General features: G+C 71.6%; 17 protein-coding genes. 11 read left to right on the top strand and 6 right to left on the bottom strand.

What is annotated here, in order from left to right:
- Positions 1-20: 20 nt before the first annotated feature.
- Positions 21-689 (bottom strand): MOSC domain-containing protein, encoded by a 669-nt coding sequence (locus OG199_RS18145; RefSeq protein WP_356800729.1) that lies wholly within the window; start codon positions 687-689, stop codon positions 21-23.
- A gap of 79 nt (positions 690-768) precedes the next feature.
- Between OG199_RS18145 and OG199_RS18140 the strand changes: the two genes are divergently transcribed.
- Entirely contained in the window at positions 769-1,665 is an 897-nt protein-coding gene (locus OG199_RS18140) for a LysR family transcriptional regulator (protein WP_356800730.1), read from the top strand.
- Positions 1,666-1,804: 139 nt separating this feature from the next.
- Here the strand turns inward: OG199_RS18140 and OG199_RS18135 are convergent, their stop codons facing one another.
- Complete coding sequence (locus tag OG199_RS18135; protein WP_153289078.1) at positions 1,805-2,134, bottom strand: WhiB family transcriptional regulator; 330 nt, start codon at positions 2,132-2,134, stop codon at positions 1,805-1,807.
- A gap of 390 nt (positions 2,135-2,524) precedes the next feature.
- On the opposite strand from OG199_RS18135, the gene OG199_RS18130 reads away from it, so the two are divergent.
- The 4 genes from OG199_RS18130 to OG199_RS18115 all read left to right on the top strand — a co-directional run bounded on the left by OG199_RS18130 (position 2,525) and on the right by OG199_RS18115 (position 7,235).
- On the top strand, positions 2,525-3,136 hold the full coding sequence (locus OG199_RS18130; RefSeq protein ID WP_003948568.1) for a response regulator transcription factor: 612 nt from the start codon (positions 2,525-2,527) through the stop codon (positions 3,134-3,136).
- A 256-nt stretch (positions 3,137-3,392) separates the two neighbouring features.
- Complete coding sequence (locus tag OG199_RS18125; protein WP_148010063.1) at positions 3,393-3,968, top strand: sigma-70 family RNA polymerase sigma factor; 576 nt, start codon at positions 3,393-3,395, stop codon at positions 3,966-3,968.
- A gap of 494 nt (positions 3,969-4,462) precedes the next feature.
- Positions 4,463-5,971, top strand: coding sequence for an IMP dehydrogenase (gene guaB / locus OG199_RS18120; RefSeq protein ID WP_168529729.1), 1,509 nt, complete (start codon positions 4,463-4,465; stop codon positions 5,969-5,971).
- Between the two features lie 139 nt (positions 5,972-6,110).
- Positions 6,111-7,235, top strand: a complete 1,125-nt coding sequence (locus tag OG199_RS18115; RefSeq protein WP_356800731.1) for a GuaB3 family IMP dehydrogenase-related protein — start codon at positions 6,111-6,113, stop codon at positions 7,233-7,235.
- 68 nt (positions 7,236-7,303) lie between these two features.
- Here the strand turns inward: OG199_RS18115 and OG199_RS18110 are convergent, their stop codons facing one another.
- Both OG199_RS18110 and OG199_RS18105 read right to left on the bottom strand, forming a co-directional pair.
- Positions 7,304-7,897 (bottom strand): hypothetical protein, encoded by a 594-nt coding sequence (locus OG199_RS18110; protein ID WP_405830324.1) that lies wholly within the window; start codon positions 7,895-7,897, stop codon positions 7,304-7,306.
- Positions 7,898-8,020: 123 nt separating this feature from the next.
- Positions 8,021-9,229 carry a nucleotide sugar dehydrogenase gene (locus OG199_RS18105; protein WP_405830323.1) on the bottom strand — a complete coding sequence of 403 codons (1,209 nt, stop codon included), beginning with the start codon at positions 9,227-9,229 and terminating at the stop codon, positions 8,021-8,023.
- A 261-nt stretch (positions 9,230-9,490) separates the two neighbouring features.
- Here OG199_RS18105 and OG199_RS18100 point away from each other — a divergent pair, with 261 nt between their 5' ends.
- Positions 9,491-11,197 (top strand): glycerol-3-phosphate dehydrogenase/oxidase, encoded by a 1,707-nt coding sequence (locus tag OG199_RS18100; RefSeq protein ID WP_356800734.1) that lies wholly within the window; start codon positions 9,491-9,493, stop codon positions 11,195-11,197.
- Between the two features lie 155 nt (positions 11,198-11,352).
- On the opposite strand, the gene OG199_RS18095 is transcribed toward OG199_RS18100, so the two are convergent.
- Positions 11,353-11,568 (bottom strand): hypothetical protein, encoded by a 216-nt coding sequence (locus OG199_RS18095; protein WP_405830321.1) that lies wholly within the window; start codon positions 11,566-11,568, stop codon positions 11,353-11,355.
- 345 nt (positions 11,569-11,913) lie between these two features.
- Between OG199_RS18095 and OG199_RS18090 the strand changes: the two genes are divergently transcribed.
- The 3 genes from OG199_RS18090 (at position 11,914) to OG199_RS18080 (ending at position 19,640) form a co-directional block, all read left to right on the top strand.
- A complete protein-coding gene (locus OG199_RS18090; RefSeq protein ID WP_405830319.1) occupies positions 11,914-14,211 on the top strand; it encodes a serine/threonine-protein kinase in 2,298 nt (765 codons plus the stop codon).
- A gap of 205 nt (positions 14,212-14,416) precedes the next feature.
- Positions 14,417-17,797, top strand: a complete 3,381-nt coding sequence (locus tag OG199_RS18085; protein WP_405830317.1) for a protein kinase — start codon at positions 14,417-14,419, stop codon at positions 17,795-17,797.
- A 166-nt stretch (positions 17,798-17,963) separates the two neighbouring features.
- Positions 17,964-19,640 (top strand): serine/threonine-protein kinase, encoded by a 1,677-nt coding sequence (locus OG199_RS18080; protein WP_356800743.1) that lies wholly within the window; start codon positions 17,964-17,966, stop codon positions 19,638-19,640.
- 384 nt (positions 19,641-20,024) lie between these two features.
- Here the strand turns inward: OG199_RS18080 and OG199_RS18075 are convergent, their stop codons facing one another.
- Positions 20,025-20,435, bottom strand: a complete 411-nt coding sequence (locus OG199_RS18075; protein WP_401805523.1) for a hypothetical protein — start codon at positions 20,433-20,435, stop codon at positions 20,025-20,027.
- Positions 20,436-20,861: 426 nt separating this feature from the next.
- On the opposite strand from OG199_RS18075, the gene OG199_RS18070 reads away from it, so the two are divergent.
- On the top strand, positions 20,862-22,538 hold the full coding sequence (locus OG199_RS18070) for a serine/threonine-protein kinase (RefSeq protein WP_356800738.1): 1,677 nt from the start codon (positions 20,862-20,864) through the stop codon (positions 22,536-22,538).
- 114 nt (positions 22,539-22,652) lie between these two features.
- Complete coding sequence (locus tag OG199_RS18065; RefSeq protein WP_405830315.1) at positions 22,653-24,569, top strand: protein kinase domain-containing protein; 1,917 nt, start codon at positions 22,653-22,655, stop codon at positions 24,567-24,569.
- Positions 24,570-24,610: the final 41 nt, after the last annotated feature.

The following is a 24,610-nucleotide window of genomic DNA, read 5'->3' as shown; positions in this document are numbered from 1 at the left end:
CGCGCGTGCGGTGCCGGCCGCTACCCGCCCTGCTGCGCCACGTACTTCTCCGCCGCGGCCAACGCCTCCGGATGCAGGGCCGGGCCCGCGGTCAACAGCCGTGGCAGCAGCTCGCGTTCGGTCGTCATGGCGCGGAACTCGACCGCGACCGTCACCTCGTGCTCCGGGCGGTGCACGACCTCGATCGGGTCGCCCGCGCGGATCTCGCCGGGCTCGATCACCCGCAGATACGCGCCGGGCGCGGCCTTCCGGGTGAACCGCTTCACCCAGCCCCGCTCCCCGAGGTGTTCCTGGAACGTACGGCAGGGGATGCGTCCGGAGGTCACCTCCAGGACCAGCACGGAGCCGACGCGCCAGCGCTCACCGATCCGCGCGCCGGACACGTCCAGCCCCCGCGTCGTGAGGTTCTCGCCGAAGGCGCCGTTCACCAGCGGCCGGCCGAGCTCGCGCTCCCAGTCGTCGAGGTCCTCGCGCGCGACCGCGTAGACGGCCTGGTCGTCCCCGCCGTGGTGGCGCAGGTCGCACACCGTGTCCCCGGCCAGACCGCTCGTGCCGACCCCCTTGGGCCCAGGGGCGGTCACCCGCACCGGCCCGGCCACCGGCCGCTTGTCGATGGCGGTCACCCCCGCGGGCTGGTCCGTGTACGGGACGGCGCGCGGGCGGCCCAGATTCAGAGACAGAAGCTGCATGGCAGAACGCTAGGCGATGCAGGCCAAAGCGTCGACGCGATATTCGCCACCATGTCCAAGTCTCGCTTATGCTCGAGGGGTGATCGAGGCCCGTCATCTCCGTGTTCTGCGCGCCGTCGCCGCCACCGGTTCCTTCTCGGCGGCGGGACGCGAACTGGGCTGCACCCAGCCGGCCGTCAGTCAGCAGATGAAGGCGCTCGAATCGTCCGTCGGTACACCGCTGCTGATCCGCACGGGCCGTGAGATGCGCCTGACGCAGGCGGGCGAGGCGCTGGTCCGGCACGCGGCCGGCATCATCGCGGGGCTGACCGCCGCCGAGGAGGAGGTCGCCGCGATCGCGGGTCTGCGCGCGGGCCGGGTCCGGCTCGTCTCCTTCCCCAGCGGGAGTTCGACGCTCGTCCCCACCGCCCTGGCCGCCCTGCGCGCGGCGCATCCGGGCACCCGGGTCTCCCTGGAGGAGGCCGAGCCTCCCGAGTCCGTCGACAAGCTCCGCGACGGCGACTGCGACATCGCGCTCGCGTTCCGCTACGAGGGAGCGGCGGGCGTCGAGGAGTGGGACGACCTGGTCGTACGGCCGCTGCTGCGCGACCGGCTCGTCGGTCTGGTCCCGGAGGGGCACCGGCTCGCCCGCGCGGGGTCGGTCGCGATCGGCGAACTCGCCGGGGAACCGTGGATCGCGGGCTGCCCGCGGTGCCGGGGGCAACTGGTCGAGGTCTGTCGCCGCGAGGGTTTCGTGCCCCGCATCGACTTCGCCACCGACGACTATCCGGCGGTGGTCGGCCTGGTCGGCGCGGGTCTCGGGGTCGCGGTGCTGCCGGAGCTCGCGATCGAGTCCGTACGCCCCAAGGGCGCCCGTGCGGTGACCGTGGAGCCGCCGGTGCGGCGGGAGATCGTCGCGCTGACGCTGCCGGATCTCTCCCAGGTGCCGGCGGTGGCGGCGACGCTGGACCAACTGGCCCGGGCCGCGGCCCGCTGACGGCGGCGGAGGACCGCCGGCGCCGCACACAGATCAGGGACGCGCGTGCGCGCGCCCGTACGAGGGCATGCCAACGCGCGCCCGTTCAGGGACGCATCCGTGCGCCCTGCTGCGGACTCATCAACGCAGAAACGTTCCTTCAAGTGTTCGAAGCGGAACCGCTCCCGGTGGCCGACGCCGTCACCAGCCGGTTGCGTGCCCGGCCCATGAGTTCTTCGCGCTCGTCCTCGGTCAGGCCGCCCCACACCCCGTACGGCTCGCGCACCGCCAGCGCGTGAGCGGCGCACTGGGCGCGTACCGGGCATCGCATACAGACCTCTTTGGCCGAGTTCTCGCGAGCGCTCCGTGCCGCACCGCGCTCGCCCTCCGGATGGAAGAAGAGCGAGCTGTCGACTCCACGGCATGCCGCGAGGAGCTGCCAGTCCCAGAGATCCGCGTTCGGACCGGGAAGGCGGGAGAAATCTGCCATTGCGTGTCCCCTTGTTGCCGTTCTGGGATGCTCTGTGCCCACCGACCGTACATCTACGATCTAAGGAGATGAAAATATGACTCATTGCGAATCTAGCCGCAGACACCAGTAAATGGGAAGAAAACAGGCTGAATGGGGCATAGGTTGTGTTGAAAGATTGAGGGTCCGTTGCGCATGTCTGCACCGTGTCCGTGCCCTCACGTAGAGTGCCGAAGATGACCGGCTGCCCCGTAACTCTTTCGAGTGACCATCGTTGAGAGTGCGGAGGCGGTTGAAGGAACAAGCGCTCGGGCAGACGGCAGTTTCCGTCGGCGAGTGTCGACCGCACAGGTGACGATTCGTACCAGCCTGGAGGCTCAAGGTGACGCGCATCAGCTGCGGAGGGCGGCCATGACATCCGTCCTCGTCTGCGACGACTCCCCGCTTGCCCGAGAGGCGCTCCGCCGTGCGGTGGCGACCGTGCCCGGCGTCGAGCGCGTGACGACTGCGGCCAACGGAGAAGAGGTGCTCCGCCGCTGGGGTGCCGACCGTTCGGACCTGATTCTGATGGACGTACGCATGCCCGGTCTGGGCGGCGTCGAGACCGTTCGGCGGCTGCTGTCCGCCGACCCCGGTGCGCGCATCATCATGCTCACCGTGGCCGAGGACCTGGACGGTGTGGCGCTCGCCGTCGCCGCCGGGGCCCGCGGTTATCTGCACAAGGACGCCTCCCGGGCGGAGCTGCGCGCGACTGTGACCCAGGCGCTCGCCGACCCGACCTGGCGGCTCGCCCCGCGCAGACTGCGCTCGGCCGAGATGGGTGCCGCGCCCACGCTCACCGCGCGCGAGATCCAGGTCCTCGAGGGCATGAGCCACGGCCGCTCCAACGCGGAGATCGGTCGCGAGCTGTTCCTCTCCGAGGACACCGTGAAGACGCACGCCCGGCGGCTCTTCAAGAAGCTCGGCGCCTCGGACCGCGCGCACGCCGTGGCGCTCGGTTTCCGGTGGGGCCTGGTCCGCTAGGTGAGCCGTCGCGGGGGTACGACGCACCCCGCCTGCCGTGTGGCGGGCGGGGCCGACAAGGGGGCGCGCCGGGTGCCCGCTGCTCGTTTCGCCGCCGATGCCGCATCCTTGAGGTGTGGAGTTCCTCGGGGACAAGTCGGTCGAGCGGAAGGGGAGGGCGCAGGAGATGAGTTCCGGCGCACCTGCTCATAACGCTTCGGTGCACAACTACGGACGCGGTGCCACGGACAGAACGACGCCAAGGCACCATGGACCGATGCGTGACGACGAGACGACGGTGATCGGTGCGCTCGTCCATCGCGCGGTCGACGGCGACGAGCAGGCCACACACGACCTGCTCGCTCATGTTCACCCTCTGGCATTGCGCTACTGCCGCACGCGTCTGTCCCGGCTGCCGGGCGACGCGCGGCACTTCGTGGAGGACCTGGCGCAGGAGGTCTGCGTCGCGGTGCTCCTCGCCCTGCCGCGCTACAAGGACACCGGGCGGCCCTTCGAAGCCTTCGTCTTCGCCATCGCCGCGCACAAGGTCGCCGACCTGCAGCGTGCCGCGATGCGCCATCCCGGGTCGACGGCGGTTCCCTCGGACGAGATGCCCGAGCGCCCCGACGACTCCCTCGGCCCCGAGGAGCGTGCACTGCTCAGCAGTGACGCCGAATGGGCCAAGAAGCTGATGGCCAATCTCCCCGAGAACCAGCGCGAGCTGCTTCTGCTGCGTATCGCGGTGGGCCTCACGGCCGAGGAGACGGGCCAGATGCTGGGGATGTCGCCGGGAGCGGTCCGGGTGGCCCAGCACCGGGCGCTGAGCCGGTTGCGGGCGCTGGCGGAGCAGTAGGCGCGGTCGCCGGTGCGCGCGCCCGAGTGCCGGCGTGCGCGAGGGCGGTCGAGGGCGCGGGTGTGAGAGCGGGTGCGGGCGTGTGCGCGCGCTCCGTGACGTGCCTCGCGTCGTCGTGCTGACGCGTCGGTGTCGGCGCGTGCCCGATGCCGCGCCGTGCGGCGGTGCGTGCTCGATGTCGCGCGCCGTGTTCGGTGTCCGGCCTCGCCGTGCCCCGGCACGAGGGCGCCGGTTTCTTGCCGCAAACGTGAGAACGGACACGGCGGAATGCGGCATCGTCGGGAGAAACGCCGCCCGGGGAGCCGTACGGCGCCACGGTGGCGGGAAGGCGAACCCCGGGGGACCAGCCTGTCCGGCCGACGGATGAACGGCCGCGGCGTCCCGCCCGTAGGAACCTACGAAGCCCGAGGGCGTTCCGAACCGTGGAATGGGAGACCCCTGCTTCCCGTTAGCATGGACATCCGCACCGATCAAGGCCATTTGGGGAAGGTGTCATGACTGCCAACGTCGACGGAGTGCCCGCCAAATTCGCGACACTCGGGCTGACCTACGACGACGTGCTGCTGCTGCCGGGCGCGTCGGACATGGCGCCCGACGAGATCGACACCGCCTCGCACATCTCGAAGAACGTGCGGGTGAACATCCCGCTGCTCTCCGCGGCCATGGACAAGGTGACCGAGTCCCGCATGGCCATTGCGATGGCCCGCCAGGGCGGTGTCGGTGTGCTGCACCGCAACCTGTCCATCGAGGACCAGGCCAACCAGGTCGACCTGGTGAAGCGCTCCGAGTCCGGCATGGTGACCGACCCGATCACGGTCCACCCGGACGCGACGCTCGGCGAGGCCGACGCGATCTGCGCCAAGTTCCGCATCTCCGGCGTGCCGGTGACCGACGGAGGCGGCAAGCTCCTCGGCATCGTCACCAACCGTGACATGGCCTTCGAGACCGACCGTTCGCGCCAGGTGCGCGAGGTCATGACGCCGATGCCGCTGGTCACCGGCAAGGTCGGCATCTCCGGCACCGACGCCATGGAACTGCTGCGCCGCCACAAGATCGAGAAGCTTCCGCTGGTCGACGACGCGGGTGTCCTCAAGGGCCTCATCACGGTCAAGGACTTCGTGAAGGCCGAGAAGTACCCGAACGCCGCGAAGGACGCCGAGGGCCGCCTGCTGGTGGGTGCGGCCGTCGGCGTGGCCGGTGACGCCTTCGAGCGCGCCCAGGCCCTCATCGAGGCGGGCGTCGACTTCATCGTCGTCGACACCGCGCACGGCCACTCCCGCCTGGTCGGCGACATGGTCGCCAAGATCAAGTCGAACTCCGCGGGCGTGGATGTCATCGGCGGCAACATCGCCACCCGGGACGGTGCGCAGGCCCTCATCGACGCGGGCGTCGACGGCATCAAGGTCGGGGTCGGCCCCGGCTCCATCTGCACGACCCGCGTGGTCGCCGGCATCGGCGTACCCCAGGTCACCGCGATCTACGAAGCCTCCCTCGCCGCCAAGGCGGCCGGTGTCCCGGTCATCGGCGACGGTGGCCTGCAGTACTCCGGCGACATCGCCAAGGCCCTGGTCGCAGGCGCCGACACGGTGATGCTGGGTTCGCTCCTGGCGGGCTGCGAGGAGTCGCCGGGCGAGCTGCTCTTCATCAACGGCAAGCAGTTCAAGTCGTATCGCGGCATGGGCTCCCTGGGCGCCATGCAGTCCCGTGGCGAGCAGCGCTCCTTCTCCAAGGACCGCTACTTCCAGGAGGGCGTCGCCTCCGACGAGAAGCTGGTGCCCGAGGGCATCGAGGGCCAGGTGCCCTACCGCGGCCCGCTGTCCGCGGTCGTGCACCAGCTGGTCGGCGGCCTGCGCCAGTCGATGTTCTACGTCGGCGGGCGCACCGTTCCCGAGCTCCAGGACAACGGCCGGTTCGTCCGGATCACCTCGGCGGGCCTCAAGGAGAGCCACCCGCACGACATCCAGATGACGGTCGAGGCACCGAACTACAGCCGTAACAAGTAACGGTCAGCAAGCAGCCGTACAGAGCTCCACGCGTGCGTGAAGCCCGAACGAGGGCGGTCCCGGAGGTTCCGGGGCCGCTCTCGTCGTAGGCGTCGGGGATACTGGAAGGCGCAGAACCGAAGAGGGAAAGGCCACACACGTGACTGAGATCGAGATCGGGCGCGGCAAGCGCGGCCGCCGGGCGTACGCCTTCGACGACATCGCCGTCGTCCCGAGCCGCCGTACGCGAGACCCGAAGGAGGTCTCGATCGCCTGGCAGATCGACGCCTACCGCTTCGAGCTGCCGTTCCTGGCCGCCCCGATGGACTCGGTCGTCTCCCCGGCCACCGCGATCCGTATCGGCGAGCTGGGCGGCCTCGGCGTCCTCAACCTCGAAGGCCTGTGGACGAGGTACGAGGACCCGCAGCCGCTGCTCGACGAGATCGCCGGGCTGGACGCGGACACCGCGACCCGTCGTCTGCAGGAGATCTACGCGGCTCCCATCAAGGAGGAGCTGATCGGGCAGCGCATCAAGGAGGTGCGCGACTCCGGAGTCGTCACCGCCGCCGCGCTGTCCCCGCAGCGCACGGCGCAGTTCTCCAAGGCCGTGGTCGACGCGGGTGTGGACATCTTCGTCATCCGCGGTACGACGGTGTCGGCGGAGCACGTCTCGGGCGCCGCCGAACCGCTGAACCTCAAGCAGTTCATCTACGAACTGGACGTCCCCGTCATCGTCGGCGGCTGCGCCACGTACACCGCGGCCCTGCACCTGATGCGCACCGGCGCGGCGGGTGTCCTGGTCGGCTTCGGCGGCGGCGCCGCGCACACCACGCGCAACGTGCTGGGCATCCAGGTCCCGATGGCCACCGCCGTCGCCGACGTGGCGGCGGCCCGCCGCGATTACATGGACGAGTCCGGCGGCCGGTACGTGCACGTGATCGCCGACGGTGGCGTGGGCTGGTCCGGCGACCTCCCCAAGGCCATCGCCTGCGGCGCCGACTCGGTGATGATGGGCTCCCCGCTCGCCCGTGCGACGGACGCGCCCGGCAAGGGCCACCACTGGGGCATGGAGGCGGTCAACGAGGAGCTGCCGCGCGGCAAGAAGGTCGACCTCGGCACCGTCGGCACCATCGAGGAGATCCTCACCGGCCCGTCGCACATCCCGGACGGCTCCATGAACATCTTCGGCGCCCTGCGCCGCGCCATGGCCACCACCGGCTACAGCGAGCTCAAGGAGTTCCAGCGCGTCGAGGTGACGGTCGCGGACTCGCAGCACAAGCGGTGACATCGCGCTCGGCCTGAGCGAGGGGCCCGGACCGGCATCGGTCCGGGCCCCTGGCGCGTGCCTGACGGTTACCGGCCCGCCTTCCGCGTGCTGGAGAACGCCACATAGGCGGCGATCGCGAAGAAGAGGAAGGTCAGGGGGTCGGCGTCGGCCTTCCAGGCTTCCTGAAGGACGTCGAAGTGCTGGAAGAACAGCTCGTTGAAGCCGAACGGGGTTTCCTTGGCGCCGATGACGCCCTCGCCCACGATCTGGCCGAGGTAGACCGAGCCCGCGGACAGGAGGACGGCGGCGATCGGCAGGACGGGGTTGCGGCCGCCGACCCGGCCCGCCACGAGGCCGATCAGGAAGCCGACGCCCACGGCGGCCCAGCCGATCTCGTGCCGGGTGAGGCCGATGACGACGCCGTAGAGGCCCGCGGCGACCACGGCGGTGCCGGCGGCGGCCGCGAGGCCGAGAACGAGGCTGTTGCGCACGGGGGCGGCCGGAGCGGCGGGCGTCATCGGGTAGCCGGGCTGCGGGAGGCCCTGCTGCGGGAAGACCGCCTGCGGGGCGGGCGGCTGGACGGTACCCGGCCGCGCGGAGGCAGGCTGGTCGGTGTACGGGTTCTGGCCGGCGTACGGGTTGTCGACCGGTGGACCGGACGGCGGCGGCGACTGAGTCATGTGGATCCCCCCAGGGATGTGAGCGCACACCTGCGAGCGCCCGGGACGCGGGCGTACATGTGTGCGAGAGCGGACGCACACTAACAGGCGGCTGTGACATCGGGTCAGGGGATTTCGGTGAGGTCAGAGCCGGTGGGCCGCTCCCGTGGGAGTCGCTCCGCGGGTGTCCAGGAGGAGTTGGGCCTTCACGGACAGGCCCTGGAGGTCGTACGTCCGGTGCTGCTGGAGCAGGATCGTGAGGTCGGCGTCGGCGGCGGCCTCGTAGAGGGAGTCGGCGCGCGGGACGGGGTGGCCGAGGACGTTCCAGGCGGGGACGAGCGGGTCGTGGTAGCTGACGGACGCGCCGAGTTCCATCAGACGCAGGGCGATCTCGTGGGCGGGCGTGCCCTGTTGGTCGGCGAGATCGGCCTTGTAGGTGACGCCGAGCAGGAGCACGCGCGCGGCGCGCGCCGATTTCCCGTGCTCGTTGAGGAGGGCCGCGGCGCGCTGGATGACGTACTGCGGCATGTGGCTGTTGACCTGCTGGGCCAGTTCGACCATGCGCAGGGAGCGGGGCGCGCGGCCGGTCAGGTCCTGGGGGATGCCGTGCCCGCCGACGCCGGGGCCCGGCCGGAACGCCTGGAAGCCGAACGGCTTGGTCTCGGCGCAGCGGATGACGTCCCACAGGTCCACACCCAGGTCGTGGCAGAGCACGGCCATCTCGTTGACCAGGGCGATGTTCACGTGCCGGTAGTTGGTCTCCAGAAGCTGCACCGTCTCCGCCTCACGTGGTCCCCGCGCGCGGACGACCTTTTCCGTGAGGCGTCCGTAGAAGGCGGCGGCCGACTCGGTGCAGGCGGGGGTGAGGCCCCCGATGATCTTGGGAGTGTTGGCCGGGGTGAAGTCGCGGTTGCCGGGGTCGACCCGGCTGGGCGAGTAGGCGAGGTGGAAGTCGCGTCCCGCGCGCAGCCCGGAGCCCTCTTCGAGGAGGGGACGAAGGAAGTCGTCCGTGGTCCCGGGATGCACCGGCGACTCCAGGATCACCGTGGTGTGCGGGCGCAGGTGCGCGGCCAGGGTGCGGGCGGCGGAGGCCACCTGGGCCAGGTCGTGCGCGCCGTCCGGGCCCGGTGGGGTCGGGGCGCAGATGACGGCGGTGCGGACACGGCCGAGTTCGACCGCGTCGGTGGTCGGCCGGAAGCCCCCCGAGAGCATCCGGCGCAGTTCGGCGGGGGTGAGCGAGCCGCCTTCCGGCCCGGTCTTGTAGCCGAGCGTGGAGACGCCGGCGGCGACGGCGGCCTGGGCCAGGGGCAGGCCGAGATGACCGAGTCCGATGACGGCGAGATCTGCGGGCATGGCGTGGGCCGTCCTTCCCAGTAACCGAAGCGGGACAGGTGCGCAAGTCCTGTGGACAGGATGGACGAGCGCAATGTCAGACTAGGAGTAAATATGACCGATTTGTGGGATTGATCGGGCGAGTTTCCGCGAGTGTTGTCCACAGGCTGAGGGCGCGTGGTGGCCGAAGAAGGGCAAGACGGTCAGACTTTGGGCAGGGGGCATGTGAGCCGGGCGTCGCCGGACAGGTGCGGCCAGCGCGACAGACAGCGGGAGGCAGCGGTGAGGACAGCGAAACTGGGGCCGGCGGAGCGTGCCGAGTCCCTGGCGGGAATGGCCGAGCGCGAGCTGGATGTGCTGGTCGTGGGCGCGGGCGTGGTCGGTGCGGGCACCGCGCTCGACGCCGTGACACGCGGCCTGTCCACCGGCCTGGTCGAGGCCCGGGACTGGGCATCGGGCACGTCGAGCAGGTCCAGCAAGCTGATCCACGGCGGCCTGCGCTACCTGGAGATGCTCGACTTCGCCCTGGTGCGCGAAGCCCTGAAGGAGCGCGGGCTCCTCCTTGAGCGGCTCGCACCGCACCTGGTGAAGCCCGTGCCCTTCCTCTATCCCCTCCAGCACAAGGGCTGGGAGCGGCTGTACGCGGGATCGGGCGTCGCCCTGTACGACGCCATGTCGATGACGAGCGGCCACGGACGCGGACTGCCCACCCACCGTCATCTCTCCCGTGGCAAGGCCCTGCGCGTCGCCCCCGCGTTGAAGAAGGACGCGCTGGTGGGCGCGTTGCAGTACTACGACGCGCAGATGGACGACGCCCGCTATGTGGCGACCCTGGTGCGCACGGCGGCGGCGTACGGGGCGAAGGTCGCCAACCGCGCCCGCGTGACCGGCTTCCTGCGCGAGGGCGAGCGCGTGGTCGGCGCCCGGGTGCAGGACGTCGAGGGCGGCGGGGAGTACGCGATCCACGCCAAGCAGGTCGTCAACGCCACGGGAGTGTGGACCGACGACACCCAGGCCATGGTCGGCGAGAGGGGCCAGTTCCACGTACGCGCCTCCAAGGGCATCCACCTGGTCGTGCCGAAGGACCGGATCAACTCCTCGACCGGCCTGATCCTGCGCACCGAGAAGTCCGTCCTCTTCGTCATCCCCTGGGGGCGGCACTGGATCATCGGCACCACGGACACCGACTGGGACCTCGACAAGGCGCATCCGGCAGCGTCCAGCGCGGACATCGACTACCTGCTGGAGCACGTGAACTCGGTGCTCTCGGTACCGCTGACCCGGGACGACGTCCAAGGGGTGTACGCGGGACTGAGGCCGCTGCTCGCCGGCGAGTCGGACGCCACCAGCAAGCTGTCGCGCGAGCACACGGTGGCCCATCCGGTGCCGGGCCTCGTGGTCGTGGCGGGCGGCAAGTACACGACCTACCGGGTGATGGCCAAGGACGCGGTCGACGAGGCGGTGCACGGACTCGACCAGCGCGTCGCCGAGTGCGTCACCGAGGACACCCCGCTGCTCGGCGCCGAGGGGTACCGGGCCCTGTGGAACGCGCGGGCGCGCATAGCGCAGCGCACCGGGCTCCATGTGGTCCGTGTGGAACACCTGTTGAACCGCTACGGGGCGCTCGCCGAGGAGGTCCTCGACCTCATCGCCGCCGACCCGGCGCTGGGGGAGCCGCTGCCGGCCGCGGAGGACTATCTCAAGGCCGAGATCGTCTACGCCGCCTCGCACGAGGGCGCCCGGCACCTGGACGACGTGCTGACCCGGCGGACCCGCATCTCGATCGAGACCTTCGACCGCGGTACGCGCAGCGCGCGCGAGGCCGCCGAGCTGATGGCGCCGGTCCTCGGCTGGGACAAGGACCAGATCGAGCGCGAGGTGGAGCACTACGAGAAGCGGGTCGAGGCCGAGCGGGAGTCCCAGCGCCAGCCGGACGACCTGACGGCCGACGCGGCGCGACTCGGTGCCCCGGACATCGTGCCCATCTGACCTGCGGTTTCCGGCGCATCACCCGAACGAGTGCAGTGATCCGGGATCTCTGTTCGGGTCCCGCCCGCTCTAACGGGTGCGGGTGCGGGTGCGGGTGCGGAACTCGGCGAAGAGCTGGGCGGGTTCGGGACCGGGATCGGGCAACTTGTCCGTGCTCACGCGGGAGGTGAGGGCATGACGGCCGTCGACATCGGCCTCGGTGCGCACATACCGCGCACCGGACGCGGGAGATGAGCGTCCACGGAGCCGGACAGCGACAGCCGGTGTTCGGCGGCCAGTTGCAGCACCACGGTCGCGACGAGCGTCTCGGTGAGGCTGCCCGCGCGGAAGTGGTCGGCACGGGCGATTCCCCGTCCGGCGCCGGCAGTCAATCGGCGCGGACAGCGGGACTGTCCTCGAACCGTCCGGACGGGATGGCGTGGGACCCGAGGGACCCGACGACGGCAGGGAGACGAAGGAAGGCGAGAAGGACGGGTTCAGGCCGAACAGACCGGCCGATGCCAGTACCACAAGCGTCAGGGACAGTGGTATGACCAGGAGTGTCCGAGGTGTCCGGCGCGGTGGCGTCGGCGGTCCTAGCTTCTCGCCGTCCACCATGCGGGACGCCGCGGCCCCGGCACCGGGTGGACCCCTCCCGAGGGGCACCCTGGGCGCTGAGCGCTTGTCGGGTGAGGGACAATGAAGGCTCTGTCAGGGCGGGTTGCATGAGGGGACGCATGTCGGAGGCGGAGCGGGCGGGAGCATCCCGTCAGGACAAGAGCGAACGTCTCCTCGCCGGGCGGTACCGGCTGGGGGATGTTCTCGGCCGCGGCGGCATGGGCACGGTCTGGCGGGCCCAGGACGAAACGCTGGGCCGCACGGTCGCCGTCAAGGAGCTGAGGTTCCCGTCGAGCATCGACGAGGACGAGAAGCGGCGGCTGATCACGCGCACCCTGCGTGAGGCCAAGGCGATCGCGCGCATTCGCAACAACGGCGCGGTGACGGTCTTCGACGTGGTCGACGAGGACAACAGGCCGTGGATCGTGATGGAACTCGTCGAGGGCAAGTCGCTCGCCGAGGTGATCCGTGAGGACGGCCTCCTCACACCCAAGCGCGCCGCCGAGGTGGGGCTCGCGATACTCGACGTACTGCGGTCGGCGCACCGCGAGGGCATCCTGCACCGTGACGTGAAGCCGTCGAACGTGCTGATCTCCGACGACGGCCGGGTCGTGCTGACCGACTTCGGCATCGCCCAGGTCGAGGGCGACCCGTCGATCACCTCGACCGGCATGCTCGTGGGCGCGCCCTCCTACATCTCCCCCGAGCGGGCGCGCGGTCACAAGCCCGGCCCCGCGGCCGACCTGTGGTCGCTGGGCGGCCTGCTGTACGCGTCGGTCGAGGGCGTCCCGCCGTACGACAGGGGCTCCGCGATCGCGACGCTCACCGCGGTCATGACCGAGCCGGTGGAACAGCCGAAGAACGCGGGTCCGCTGGAGACCGTGATCTACGGCCTGCTGGCCAAGGACCCCGAACAGCGGCTCGACAACGAGCGTGCGCGGGCGATGCTCAGCGAGGTGATCCGCGCCCCCGAGCCCCGGGCGGCCGTGCCGGAGCCGGTGGACGCGACGAAGGTCGTGTCGTTGCCGCCGCTGCCGGACGAGGACTCCCGCAAGGGGAGTTCGGGCGGCACCGGCGCCAAGCGGGGCGAGGAGGCAGGCGAGCGGTTCCGCGGCGCGCTGCGTTCCGTGCGGAAGGCCGCCTCGGCGGCCGGCGCGGCCACCGCGGCGGCGACGGCGCGCGCCAAGTCCACCGGTACGACCGGCACGGACACCGGCACCGGCGCGGGCACGGTGGGCGCCGAGGGCACCGCTCCGAAGACGCCGACGGTTCCCGGGCCGACGGCTCCGCCGTCCGCGACCCCGTCGAAGCCGGCGGACGGGAAGGCCGCGACGGGCGGCGCGGGCACGTCGGGCACGGTCACGCCGGGCCCGCGCACCGGAGCTGCGGACGTCTCCCGCAAGCCGGGCGCCCGCGACGGCGCGCCGGTGGGGCTGAGCTCCGGCCCGGTCGGCGGGTCGGGTGCGAAGGACACCGCCGGCTCGGCGGATTCGACACGTGTGGTGGGGGCGGCCGGCTCGACGGGATCGAGCGGGACCGCGGGCGGCTCGGGCTCGGGGGGTTCCCAGGGTTCGGGATGGCCCGTGGCGCCCGAGCGGCCGCCGCGGCCCGCGCCGAGGGCGCCGCTCACCGATGTGGTGCCGCGGCGGACCCTGGTCATCATCGCGGTGGTCCTGGCGCTCGTGGTGATCGGGACGGTACTGGCCCTCACCCTCGGCGGCGGTGACGACAGCGGCTCGAAGGGCGGCAAGACCGACGACACCAAGTCGGCCGCGTCGAGCGGGGCGAACGCCGGCGGTGGCGGCAAGGACGCGAACAAGGGCGCGCACACCGACAACGGCGACAAGAAGGACGGCTCCTCCGGGTCGGACGAGGGCAGCGCTTCGGGCGCCGCGCCCAGCGCGGGCGCCTCCGGAGACGGGAGCGGCTCGGACGACGACAGCGGTTCGGGCGGCGACGGCAAGGAGGCCGGTTCCGCGGGCTCCACCGTGGAGTCGAAGTACCACGGAAGCCAGGGGTTCACGATCGGGCTGCCCAAGGGATGGAAGTACCGGTCCACGGACGACGCGGGCGCCCGTTTCACCGGCCCCGACGGGCAGAAGCTGCTCGTCGGCTGGACGGCGACGCCCAAGAACGACCCGGTCGCGGACTGGAACAACCAGGCGCGGTACATGACGCGCTCGCAGTACCAGAAGATCCGCATAGAGGCGGTGGAGTACCGCGGCTGGAAAACCGCCGACTGGGAGTTCACCTACCAGGACGGTGGGACGAAGTACCGGTCGATCGACCGCGGATTCGTTGTCAACGCCCATCAGGGGTATGCGTTGATGTACACGGCGAAGGCCTCCGCCTGGGACAGCGATCTGCGCGAGGACACCTGGCAGACGCTGACGAAGACGTTCCAGCCGAAGTCGTGAGACGCGGGCCCGAGCCCGAGTCGTGAGGTTCGGGCCGGTTCGCCCGGGGTGTCTGATGTAGGGCTCGGTCACGGGCTGGTGACATCTCGCATCCTCACATTGCGGGTTGCCTCCGGCACGTATCGTGAGTGGTTGCGGACCGTACCAAGCCGTAACGGGACGCAAGGCGAACGGAATTGACCACCGGGCGGCCGGGGGAGGCATCGTGGACGAGTACGCGGGTCGGGTACTGGCCGACCGCTATCGCCTGCCGCTGCCGCCGTCCGACGAGTACGAGTTCGCCGAGAGCCGCGCCTTCGACACCTACAGCGGACAGGAAGTCCTGGTCCGGCAGGTGCCGTTGCCGGAGGTCGTCGAGGCCGAGGTGCTCGACGCGGACGGGTTGCCCGAGGGGTACGTGGCTCGGGACGGCGGGGTGCGCCGCGCCTCCGCGCGCACCACGCGCCGGCCGGCCGAACCCGCGGTGCGACGGGCGATCGAGGCCGCGCAGGCCGCCGCCCAGATTCCCGACCACCCCCGGCTCGACCAGGTCTTCGACGTGTTCGCCGAAGGCGGCTCACTGTGGATAGTGAGTGAACTGGTACCCGCGAAGCCGCTGGCCGCGCTGCTCGCCGAGAAGCCACTGAGCCCCTACCGCGCGGCCGAGGTCGCCGCCGACGTCCTCACCGCGCTGCGGGTGCTGCACGCGCACGGGTGGGTGCACCGCAACATCACCGCGCGCACGGTACTCGTCTGTGACGACGGCCGGGTGATGCTGACCGGGCTGGCGGCCGGGGCCGCGGAGGAGGCGCTGTGCGGGTACGACCCCGTACCGGTACGGGACTTCGAGGGTCCGGCGGGCGCGGAGGGCGCGCCCGGAGGGCCGGGGGTGCCCGGGGCGCCGGGGGCCTCGGGTCCCGGTGGGACGCGGACTTCCCGGGTGTCACAGGTGGCGCAGGTCCCGCCGGTTCCCCGAGGTTCGAGGGCTCCCGGGGGTGAGGGCGGTGCGGGCACCGGGCCGGCGTGGAACGCCGGTTCGCCGGGCGCGCCTTCCGGCACGGGCCCCGGGGTGGGCACCTCGCGCGGCGTGAGCGGTGTCGGGGCCGGAGCTCCGGGGGCCACGAGTCCCGGGGGCACGTTCGGTGCCGTGGTCGCCGGCGCCGAAGGGATCGATGCGGAGGCCGCGCGGCGGGCCGCGATCGAGGCGCGCGCCGAGAACGGGACGCCCGTGGGGGAACCACCGGCCGCGGGCAGCGCGGCCCTGGCCCGCCGGGCACTGGAGACCGGGGGCGACGCCCGGGCGGCGCGGGCCGGAGCCATCGCCGCGTACCGCGCCGGAGCGCGCGCCGCCGCCCGCGTGCACGAACAGCAGCGGGGTGGCCCCGCCGCCCTGCCCGCGCCCCGCCCCGCCCCGCCGGCCGACTCCTCCGCACCGCCCGCCGAGGCGTCCGGACACATCGTGGAGCAGCGGCCGGAGACCCCGCCGCCCGGTCAGATCGCCGACCCGTACGGCGTGGCGCACACCAGGGCCTGGCACGGCGCCCAGCCCCGCCCCGGCACCGTGGGCCCCGGCCAGAGCATCGCCCCGGGCCCGGGACAGGACATCGACCAGAGCACCGGCCGGCGAACCGGCCACAACCCCGGCCAGGCTCCCGGCCACAACCCCGGCCAGAGCGTGCCCGGTCAGGCTCCCGGCCAGAGTGCGGGTCAGGGCTTCGGTCAAGGCGCGGGTCAGGGCTTCGGTCAGGGCGCGAGCCGGGAGATCGAGTACAACACCGGCCGGGGCTTCATCCAAGGCACCGGCTCCGACCCGGCTGAAGGCACCGGCCCCCACCCCGGTCAGGGCTTCGGCCCCGACACCGGCCAGGGTTTCGGCCGAGGTACCGGCCCCGGCACCGGCCAGGGCTCCGGTCAAGAAGCCGACGCCGGCACCGGCCAGGGCTTCGGCGAGGGCACCGGCCAGGGCTTCGTTCCAGGTGTCGGCCAGGGAGACGATCACAACGCGGGCCGGGGCGTCGGCCGGCATGTCCCCGCTCAGGGCATCGATCCCGGCGTCACCCGGGGCTACGGCCACGACGTCGGTCGGACCCCCGGAGACCCCGCCGCGCAAGCCCTCGGCCAAGGCGGCGGCCAGGCGCGCACGGCGCTCCCGGGCGGCGGCGCCGGACACGGCCGCGTCGCCCCGGAACTTCCCGGCGGTGCGCCCGCCCCGGTGCCCGGACGGCAGCAGTCCGCGGTTCCCGTGCCTCCGAACGGCCGCTGGGACGAGCTCGTCGCCGGTACCCCGCCGCGCCGCGGACCCGCCACCGCACTCGCCGCGGAGCGCGCCCGGCAGGCGCGGATGGCGGTCGTCGGCCCGGTGACCGAGCGCTGGGCGCCGGAGCAGGCCGGACCGGTCCACGAGAACTGGCAGTTGGCGGCGCCGATCGGCCCCGCGACCGACCTGTGGGCCCTGGGCGCCCTCCTCTTCCGGGCCGTGCAGGGCCACGCGCCCTACCCGGAGGAGAACACCGCCGAGCTGGTGCAACTGGTGTGCGCCGAACCGCCCGCGTTCGCGGAGGAGTGCGGGCCCCTGCGGCCCGTCGTGGAGTCGCTGCTGCGTCAGGACCCCACGGAGCGGCTCGACTTCGAGGAGCTGCGCGGCTGGCTGCGCTCGCTGGTACGGTCCGCGCCCGAGCCGGAGGCGGGCGCGCACGTCGTGGCGGCGCCCCCGGTCGATCCCAGCAGGCTCCCGATCGTGCGCAGGAGGGGCGAACTCGTCCGCCGGCGCCGCTCCGGACTGCCCGCGACCAGCCCGCACGCCCGCCACAAACGGGCCAGGAGCGACCGCCCGGTCCGTGCGCCGAGCCGGGCCGGCCAGGACCGGCCCCGACGGCTCGGGCGCAACCTGGTCCTGCTGGTCCTGCTTCTGCTGGTCGCGGCGGTCGCGTACGCGATGGTCTTCATGCCGAAGAACGACCGGACGAACGGCGCCGACGACCGGCCGGCCGGCTCCGGCGGACAGCTGAGCCCCGCACCGGAGAACTCCTCGGGCACCGGCGCCGACGGAAGTGCGAGCAGCGAGCCGCGGCCGGACCAGACCTCTCCCGGCGGCGACAAGAATCCTTCAGGGAAAGCCAGTTCGTCGACCTCCCAGAGCAACGCACCGGGCGCCGCGGCGGGCTTCACGCTCCGCAAGGACTCCGCGGGCTTCCAGGTCGCGGTGGCCGACGGCTGGGACCGCTCGCCCAAGAACGGGCGCGGCCAGGTCGTCTACTCCCACGGTGACTTCGAGCTCATCGTCGTACCCGGCCGGGACAGCACCGCGACCTACGGCAGCGATCCGCTGACGTACCAGCGCGAACGGGAGGCCGAGTTGCAGCCGTTCCGCGACTCGACATGGGCGACGTCCAGCGGGATGCGGCGGATCGACGTCGGCGGACGGACCATGGCCGAGGGGCAGTTCACCTGGCAGAACTCCGCGGGACAGGAACTGTACGTCCGCAATCTCGTGATCGTCGCCGGCGGGCACTACCACATCGTGCAGATGCGCGGCCCGGAGGCCGAGATGGACGAGGTGACCCGGCTGTACGAACAGGCGTCGGCGACGTATCAAGTCACCGGCTGAGCGCGCCGCCTGACACCCGCGCACGCTGAACGCGGAATGGTTCCCTTCCGTACCGGGAAGGGAGAACCGTCACAGTGCGGTCTCCGTACGACCCCGCCGGTTCCCTGTGGGGTGACCTCTCTTTAGTCTGACCCTGTCAAGACCATTGCGGGGAAACGTGAATCAGATGCAGGGCCTGCTCCTCGCGGGCCGCTACCGACTTGTCGAATCCATCGGCAGCGGTGGCATGGGCCGCGTGTGGCGTGCGCACGACGAGGTGTTGCACCGCGCGGTCGCGGTCAAGGAGCTGACGGCCGCGCTGTACGTCACGGAGACCGACCGGGCCGTGCTCCTGGCCCGTACCCACGCGGAGGCGCGGGCCGCGGCCCGGATCAACCACTCGGCCGTCGTCACCGTGCACGACGTGCTGGACCACGACAACCGGCCATGGATCGTCATGGAGCTGGTCGAGGGCAACTCGCTGGCCGACGCGGTCAAGGAACAGGGCCGGGTCGAACCGGCCGAGGCCGCGCGGATCGGCCTCTGGGTGCTGCGCGCGCTGCGCGCCGCGCACGCGGCCGGCGTGCTCCACCGGGACGTGAAGCCGGGCAATGTCCTGCTCTCGTCCGACCGGCGGGTGCTGCTCACCGACTTCGGCATCGCGCAGGTCGAGGGTGACACGACGATCACGCGCACAGGTGAGATCGTCGGCTCGGTCGACTATCTGGCGCCCGAGCGGGTGCGCGGCCAGGACCCCGGTCCGTCCTCCGACCTGTGGGCGCTCGGCGCGACGCTGTACACGGCCGTGGAGGGGCGCTCGCCGTTCCGGCGCACCTCGCCGCTGACCACCATGCAGGCCGTGGTCGACGAGGAGCCCGCGCCGCCGCAGCACGCGGGTGTGCTGGGGCCCGTCATCACCGCCCTGCTGCACAAGGATCCCGCCGTACGGCCCGGCGCGGAGGAGGCCGAGCAGATGCTCGCCGAAGCCGCGGATGGACGCCGCCCGAGCGCGGCGCAGGCGTATGTGCCAACCCAACATGTGGACACCACGAGAGGTGCGCCCGCGCACTCTCCGGCGGGCCCATATGCAACGACCACACAGGGCACCACGGCACATGGCACGGCCAGACATGGCACTGCGGGATATGACGGGACGGGGCATGGCACGGTCGCCCAGGGATACGGCGGGCCGCCCCACGGGGCGACATCGACGCTGAACGGACCGGCGTCCGGGCCCGCGGCCGGTGTTCCCGCCGGCGCCGGCAAGCGCCGCCGCGGACGGACGATCGCCCTCGTCCTCGCCTTCGCCGCGCTCGTCGGCGGTGGCGGTGCCGTGGCCATGAAATACCTGTCCGACGGGCACGGCCACAGCAATTCCTCGACCGGCAAGGACACCACCGGCAAGAAGACCACCGGCTGGAGGCAGGTGCTTGACCCCGAGGGGTTCAGCCTCCCCCTGCCCGACGGTTCATGGAAGCGGAAGGCCAACGACGGCCAGGTCGACTACACGCCGGACGGTGGCAAGCACTTTGTCCGCATAGCCGTCGACGCCTCCCCGGACTTCACCGACCCGCACGCGCACCAGCTCGACCTGGAGCAGCAGTTGACCAAGCTGGTCGCCTACAACAAGGTGACCCTGGAATCCAACACGTTCCGCGACCGGCCCGGCTCCCTGTGGGACTTCACCTGGACGGCGCTCCCGAAGCAGACGCCGTTCCCGGGTCCGCGCCGGGCGATCGAGGAGACATATCTCAGCCGGGACGGAGTCGAGTACGCGATCTACATGTCCGCGCCCGCGGCCGACTGGACCACCGCGCGGAAGCAGTTCGACGTGATCCTGCGCGGCTGGCTCCCGAAAGCCTGAGGACGCCTGCCGGATCCGGCAGGTCTGCCAGGTCTGACAAGGCCGGATAACAGCCACCGCCGGAGACGGATTCCGAGGGCGTCCGTCCGGTGCGGCATACGGAGCGTATGGGGACCGAGGGGGAGAACGTCCGCTTGATCGCCGGGCGTTACCGGCTGCAGTACAAGTGGACGGCGTGGGTGCAGGGTTCACGTCCCCCTGGGGGCGTACGGAGCCGCCGACCTGATGCGCATCGCCCGGAGCGGGGTTGATCACGCGATCTGCATGGCCAGCCGCTTCATGCTCTCACCGCTTGATTTCGCCCGGTCTGCGGCAGGCCTTCGATGAAAATCCGTATGAGAGCTCGGCCGAACAGTCCGTAAAGATGGCTCGGATTGTTGCCGATCAGGCCCAATCGAAGCAGGTCCTGACTATCTTGTCTCCTTCCCAGACCGCCACGTTCACGCCGATATAGCGGAGCCAACCGTTGGTGTTTGACGCGTGCGTGGTGAAGGAGAGTTTCGATCCCTCTCCGTCGTATTCGTGATGCCAGGGCCATGGATAGTTTTGGGCACTGCCATCGGTGGAGAGAAGTTGAATGGCCACATGGTGGCCATCGGCAGCGGTGTCCTTTACCCAGCCGCTGACGTCCACGTAATTGTCTGACCAGTTGGTGAATGTGAGACTTCCCGAGGCGCCGGTCGTAGAGCACGCGGCGTCGCCACTCGCTGCGCTGGCATTGGTCACTGTGGTCGTCGCGAATATGGCTATCGCCGCAACACTCGTGACAGAAAGGCGCTTCAATGTGTTTCGCATAAAGAAATGATAAGGCTTCCAAGATTCACGTGACAGCATGATTCCAGCCGCTCGTTCTGCCCTGTGCGGTGCATATCCTTTGGTGGTTTGCCATGCTTTGTGTATTGTTCAGGGCAGGTTACGGCCGAAAATGAACGCCTCTGGCCCGCCCGGACCGCCCTGGTCACGCACGCCGACGAACTGGCCGAACTCGCCGCCTCCGAGGAACCGTCGCGGACATCGGGGCCCGCCGGCGTGCCAAGCCGGTTGCTCGCGGATCTTCGTAGACAAGGCGCCCTTTCGTCGCGGTGGCCCCGTCGAATCCGTCCCGCATGGTCCGCGCCGAGGCCTGAGGTCCCTGGTGAATGCCACCGGCTGTCTTGGGCGACGACACTTGGCCGGTCGCCGCCACGGAGGGTGTCCGTCCGGTGCGGCATGATGGGGCGTATGGGGACCGAGGGGGAGAACGTCCGCGTGATCGCCGGCCGTTACCGGCTGGAGGCCAGGATCGGGCGGGGCGGCATGGGTGTCGTCTGGCGGGCCACCGACCAACTGCTCGGCCGTCAGGTCGCGGTGAAGGAGCTCGCCCTCGATCACTCGCTGTCCGCGGACGAGGCCCGTCAGCAGAGCGATCGCACCCTGCGCGAGGCCCGCGCGGTCGCCCAGCTGCACCACCCGCACATCATCGTCGTGCACGACGTGGTGGAGGAGGCCGAACGCCCGTACATCGTGATGGAGTTGATCGACGGCGGCTCGCTCGCCGAGCGGGTCTCCGCGGACGGCCCGGTCGACGCGCGCGAGGCCGCCCGGATCGGCATCGCCCTCCTCGGCGCGCTGCGCCGCGCGCACGACGCGGGGATCCTGCACCGTGACCTCAAGCCCGCGAACGTCCTGATGGAGGCGGGCACCGACCGGGTCGTCCTCACGGACTTCGGCATCGCCCAGGTCGCGGGGGCGACGACGCTCACCGAGAGCGGCTCCTTCGTCGGTTCGCCCGAGTACACCGCGCCCGAGCGGATGTCCGGCGCCCGGACCGGCCCCGAGTCCGACCTGTGGTCGCTCGGCGCGCTGCTGTGCACGGTGCTGAGCGGCGAGTCGCCGTTCCGCCGTGACTCCCTGGGCGGCATCCTGCACGCGGTCGTCATGGACGAGATCAGGCCGCCGGCCCAGGCCGAGCCCCTGCTCCCCGTCGTACGGGGGCTGCTGGAGCGCGATCCGGACCGGCGGCTCGACGCGGTGGAGGCGGAGCGGCTGCTGCGGGCGTTCCGGCAGACCGGTCGCACACCGCGGCCCGCGCCGCCCGGGTACTCGGCCACACAGCGCGACGTACCCAAGCGCAGGCCCGTGCCGCCGGACGCCGGGCCCCCGGTGCCCTCCGCCGGCACGGCCGCCACCGCCGTGCCGGAGCGCACCGCGAAGCGCTCCGCGCGGGGCCTGCTCGTCGCCGCGCTGGTCGCCGCGATGGCGGGTGCGGGGGTGTCGGCGGCCGCACTGCTGATGCACGACGGCCGGAACGGGGACGGCGGAGGCGGCGGGGGCGGTACGCCGGCCACGTCAGCGAGTCCGGCGCCGGGGGCCTCGGCGAACGCGTCGGCGTCCGCGAGCGGTCAGGTGTCCCCGACGACTCCGCACCCCACGGTCACCGTCACCCGGGAGCGGACGCCGACCGCCGCCGACCGCACCGCGCCGGCCGGTTACCGGACCGTGCGCGATCCGGACGGGTACGCGCTCGCCGTCCCCGACGGCTTCACCCGCGATCCGCAGGGCGAGCGGATCTTCTACATGTCGCCGGGGCAGACCTTCCGGATCGGCATCAAGGTGTCGGACCCCGTGGTGGGTGGCCCGCTCGTGGTGATGCGGAACGCGGACGCCGACGGGCCGTCCACGAACCCGGGTTACCACGACGGCACGGTCACCTCCACCACGCACTCCGGACGTCCCGCCGCGCTGTGGGAGTTCACCTGGGAGGGTTTCACCGAGGCGGAGGGGCCGCGGCACACGTACGACCTCTGCTGGGAGGAGCGCGGCCGGATGTACGACGTGTGGGTCTCGGCGCCGGTCGGCAGGATGACGGAGGCGAAGAAGTACTTCGACGTGGCGGTGGGCACCTTCACCGCCGCGTGAATCGCTCCCAGGCGGTGCAGAAGCGGCAAATCGGCGGTGTGCCGCGTCACGGGTCTGTGACCGGTACGCGACGGGTCTGGATGCCGGAGCGCGGGCCGCGATAGGGATGGACCCATGAGCAGTGACGGGGGAGTCCCGCAAGGCACCGACGAGCCGACCAGTTTCGCTCTGCAACCACCGCGGCCGGTGGCGCCCGCGGGGCAGCGGAGCGTGCCCCACCCGGGCAATCCGTACGCCGAGCCGACCGGGACCGCCCCGCGGACGCAGGCCGGCCCTCCACAGCAGCCGCAGACGGCACAGCCGCATCCGCAGACGGAACAGCCGCAGCCACAGACCGCACAGTCGCGTCCGCAGACCGCACAACCACATCCGCAGTCCCCGCATCCGCAGTCCCCGCACCAGGGGGCCGCGCATCCGCCGTCCCAGCAGCCACCCCAGCCTCAGCCCGCGCATCCTCAGCCGCCAGGGTCTCCGCGGCCCGCGCCTGCGCAGGCCTCGCCCCCGCAGGACCCCGGCACCGGGCGGCTCGTCGCGGGCCGCTACCGGCTGCTGGCCAAACTGGGCCACGGCGGCATGGGGACGGTCTGGCGGGCCAAGGACGAGACGGTGGACCGCGAGGTCGCCGTCAAGGAACCCAGGCTCCCGGGCCACCTGCCCGAGCGTGAACGCGCCAACGCCTTCGAGCGGATGCGCCGCGAGGCGCGCGCCGCGGCCCGGCTCGACCACCCCGCCGTGGTGAACGTCCACGACGTCGCGGTCGTGGACGGGCAGCCGTGGATCGTCATGGAGCTGGTGCGGGGCCGTTCGCTGGGCGCCGCCCTCGAAGAGGGCACGCTCGGTGCGCGGGAGGCGGCGCGGATCGGCCTGGAGGTGCTCGGCGCTCTGGAGGCCGCGCACGCGGCGGGCATTCTGCACCGTGACGTCAAGCCCGACAACGTCCTGCTCGGCCCGCACGGCCGGGTGGTCCTCACCGACTTCGGTATCGCGCAGATCGAGGGCGAGACCAGTCTGACGGACACCGGCGGCTTCGTCGGCTCACCCGAGTACATCGCGCCCGAACGGGTCCTGGGCCAGCGCCCGGGGCCGTCCTGCGACCTCTGGTCGCTCGGCGTCGTTCTCTACGCGGCCACGGAGGGCGTGTCGCCCTTCCGCCGCAGCAACACCCCGGCCACCCTGCAGTCCGTGCTCAACTCCACCCCGGCGCCGCCCGCTTCGGCGAAGGGACCGCTGGCGGAGGCGATCAACGGGCTGCTGGACAAGGACCCGTCCCGCCGCCTCGGGGCCGACCGCGTGCGCCCGCTCCTGGCGCAGGCCGCCGAACCGCCCGTACAGGCGCCCACGCAGGTCGTGCGGGTTCCCGAGGACGGGGGGAGAGGCGGGACGACGCTGAACGGCGGGACGGGACGCCACGGTGTCCGGGTGCCGCGGGCCGCCCTGTTCGGACTGGGCGCGGCCGTCGTCGCGGCGGCCCTGACGGCGTACCTGGTGATCGCGAACCCGTTCGCGGGACCGCTGCCCGACGACTGGGGGAAGCACCACGAGAAGGACGTCACCGCGACGCTCGCGGTGCCCGCGGGCTACCAGAGATCGACCCCGGACCGGACGTCGGACAAGGGCCACTGGGTCACGTACACCGACTGGAGCGGTGGCGTCTGGATAAGCCTCGCTGTGGCCCGGAAGTCCGAGGACACGTCCCATCAGATCAAGGACTCCTCGGCCGCTCAGATGTACGCCGACAACGGCGACTTCAAGCAGAGCGGCGCGTACGCCCTCGACATGCCCGAGGGGCCGAGGACGACGCCGGAGGAGACCACGTACCACGGCAGGCAGTCCGCGGAGAACACGGTCGTCTACACGACGAACGACAGCCAGGACCCGCGCCCGCGCGAGCTGCGCATGTTCTATTACAAGTCGTCCGCGGGAGACATGTACAAGCTCACGATCAGCTATCCGGGCAAGGGAGACTTCACGGCCCGCGGCCGTGAGGTCGCGAGGACGGCGATCGCGAACCTGGACATCGACAAGGGGTAGGAGTCCGACGGCCGACCCCGCCGTCTTCGTGGTGAACCGGG

Source organism: Streptomyces sp. NBC_01176 (genome assembly GCF_045039825.1).
Classification (GTDB): domain Bacteria; phylum Actinomycetota; class Actinomycetes; order Streptomycetales; family Streptomycetaceae; genus Streptomyces.
Note: the sequence above shows the minus strand (reverse complement) of the source record. Positions and strands in the feature narration are given on the sequence as shown.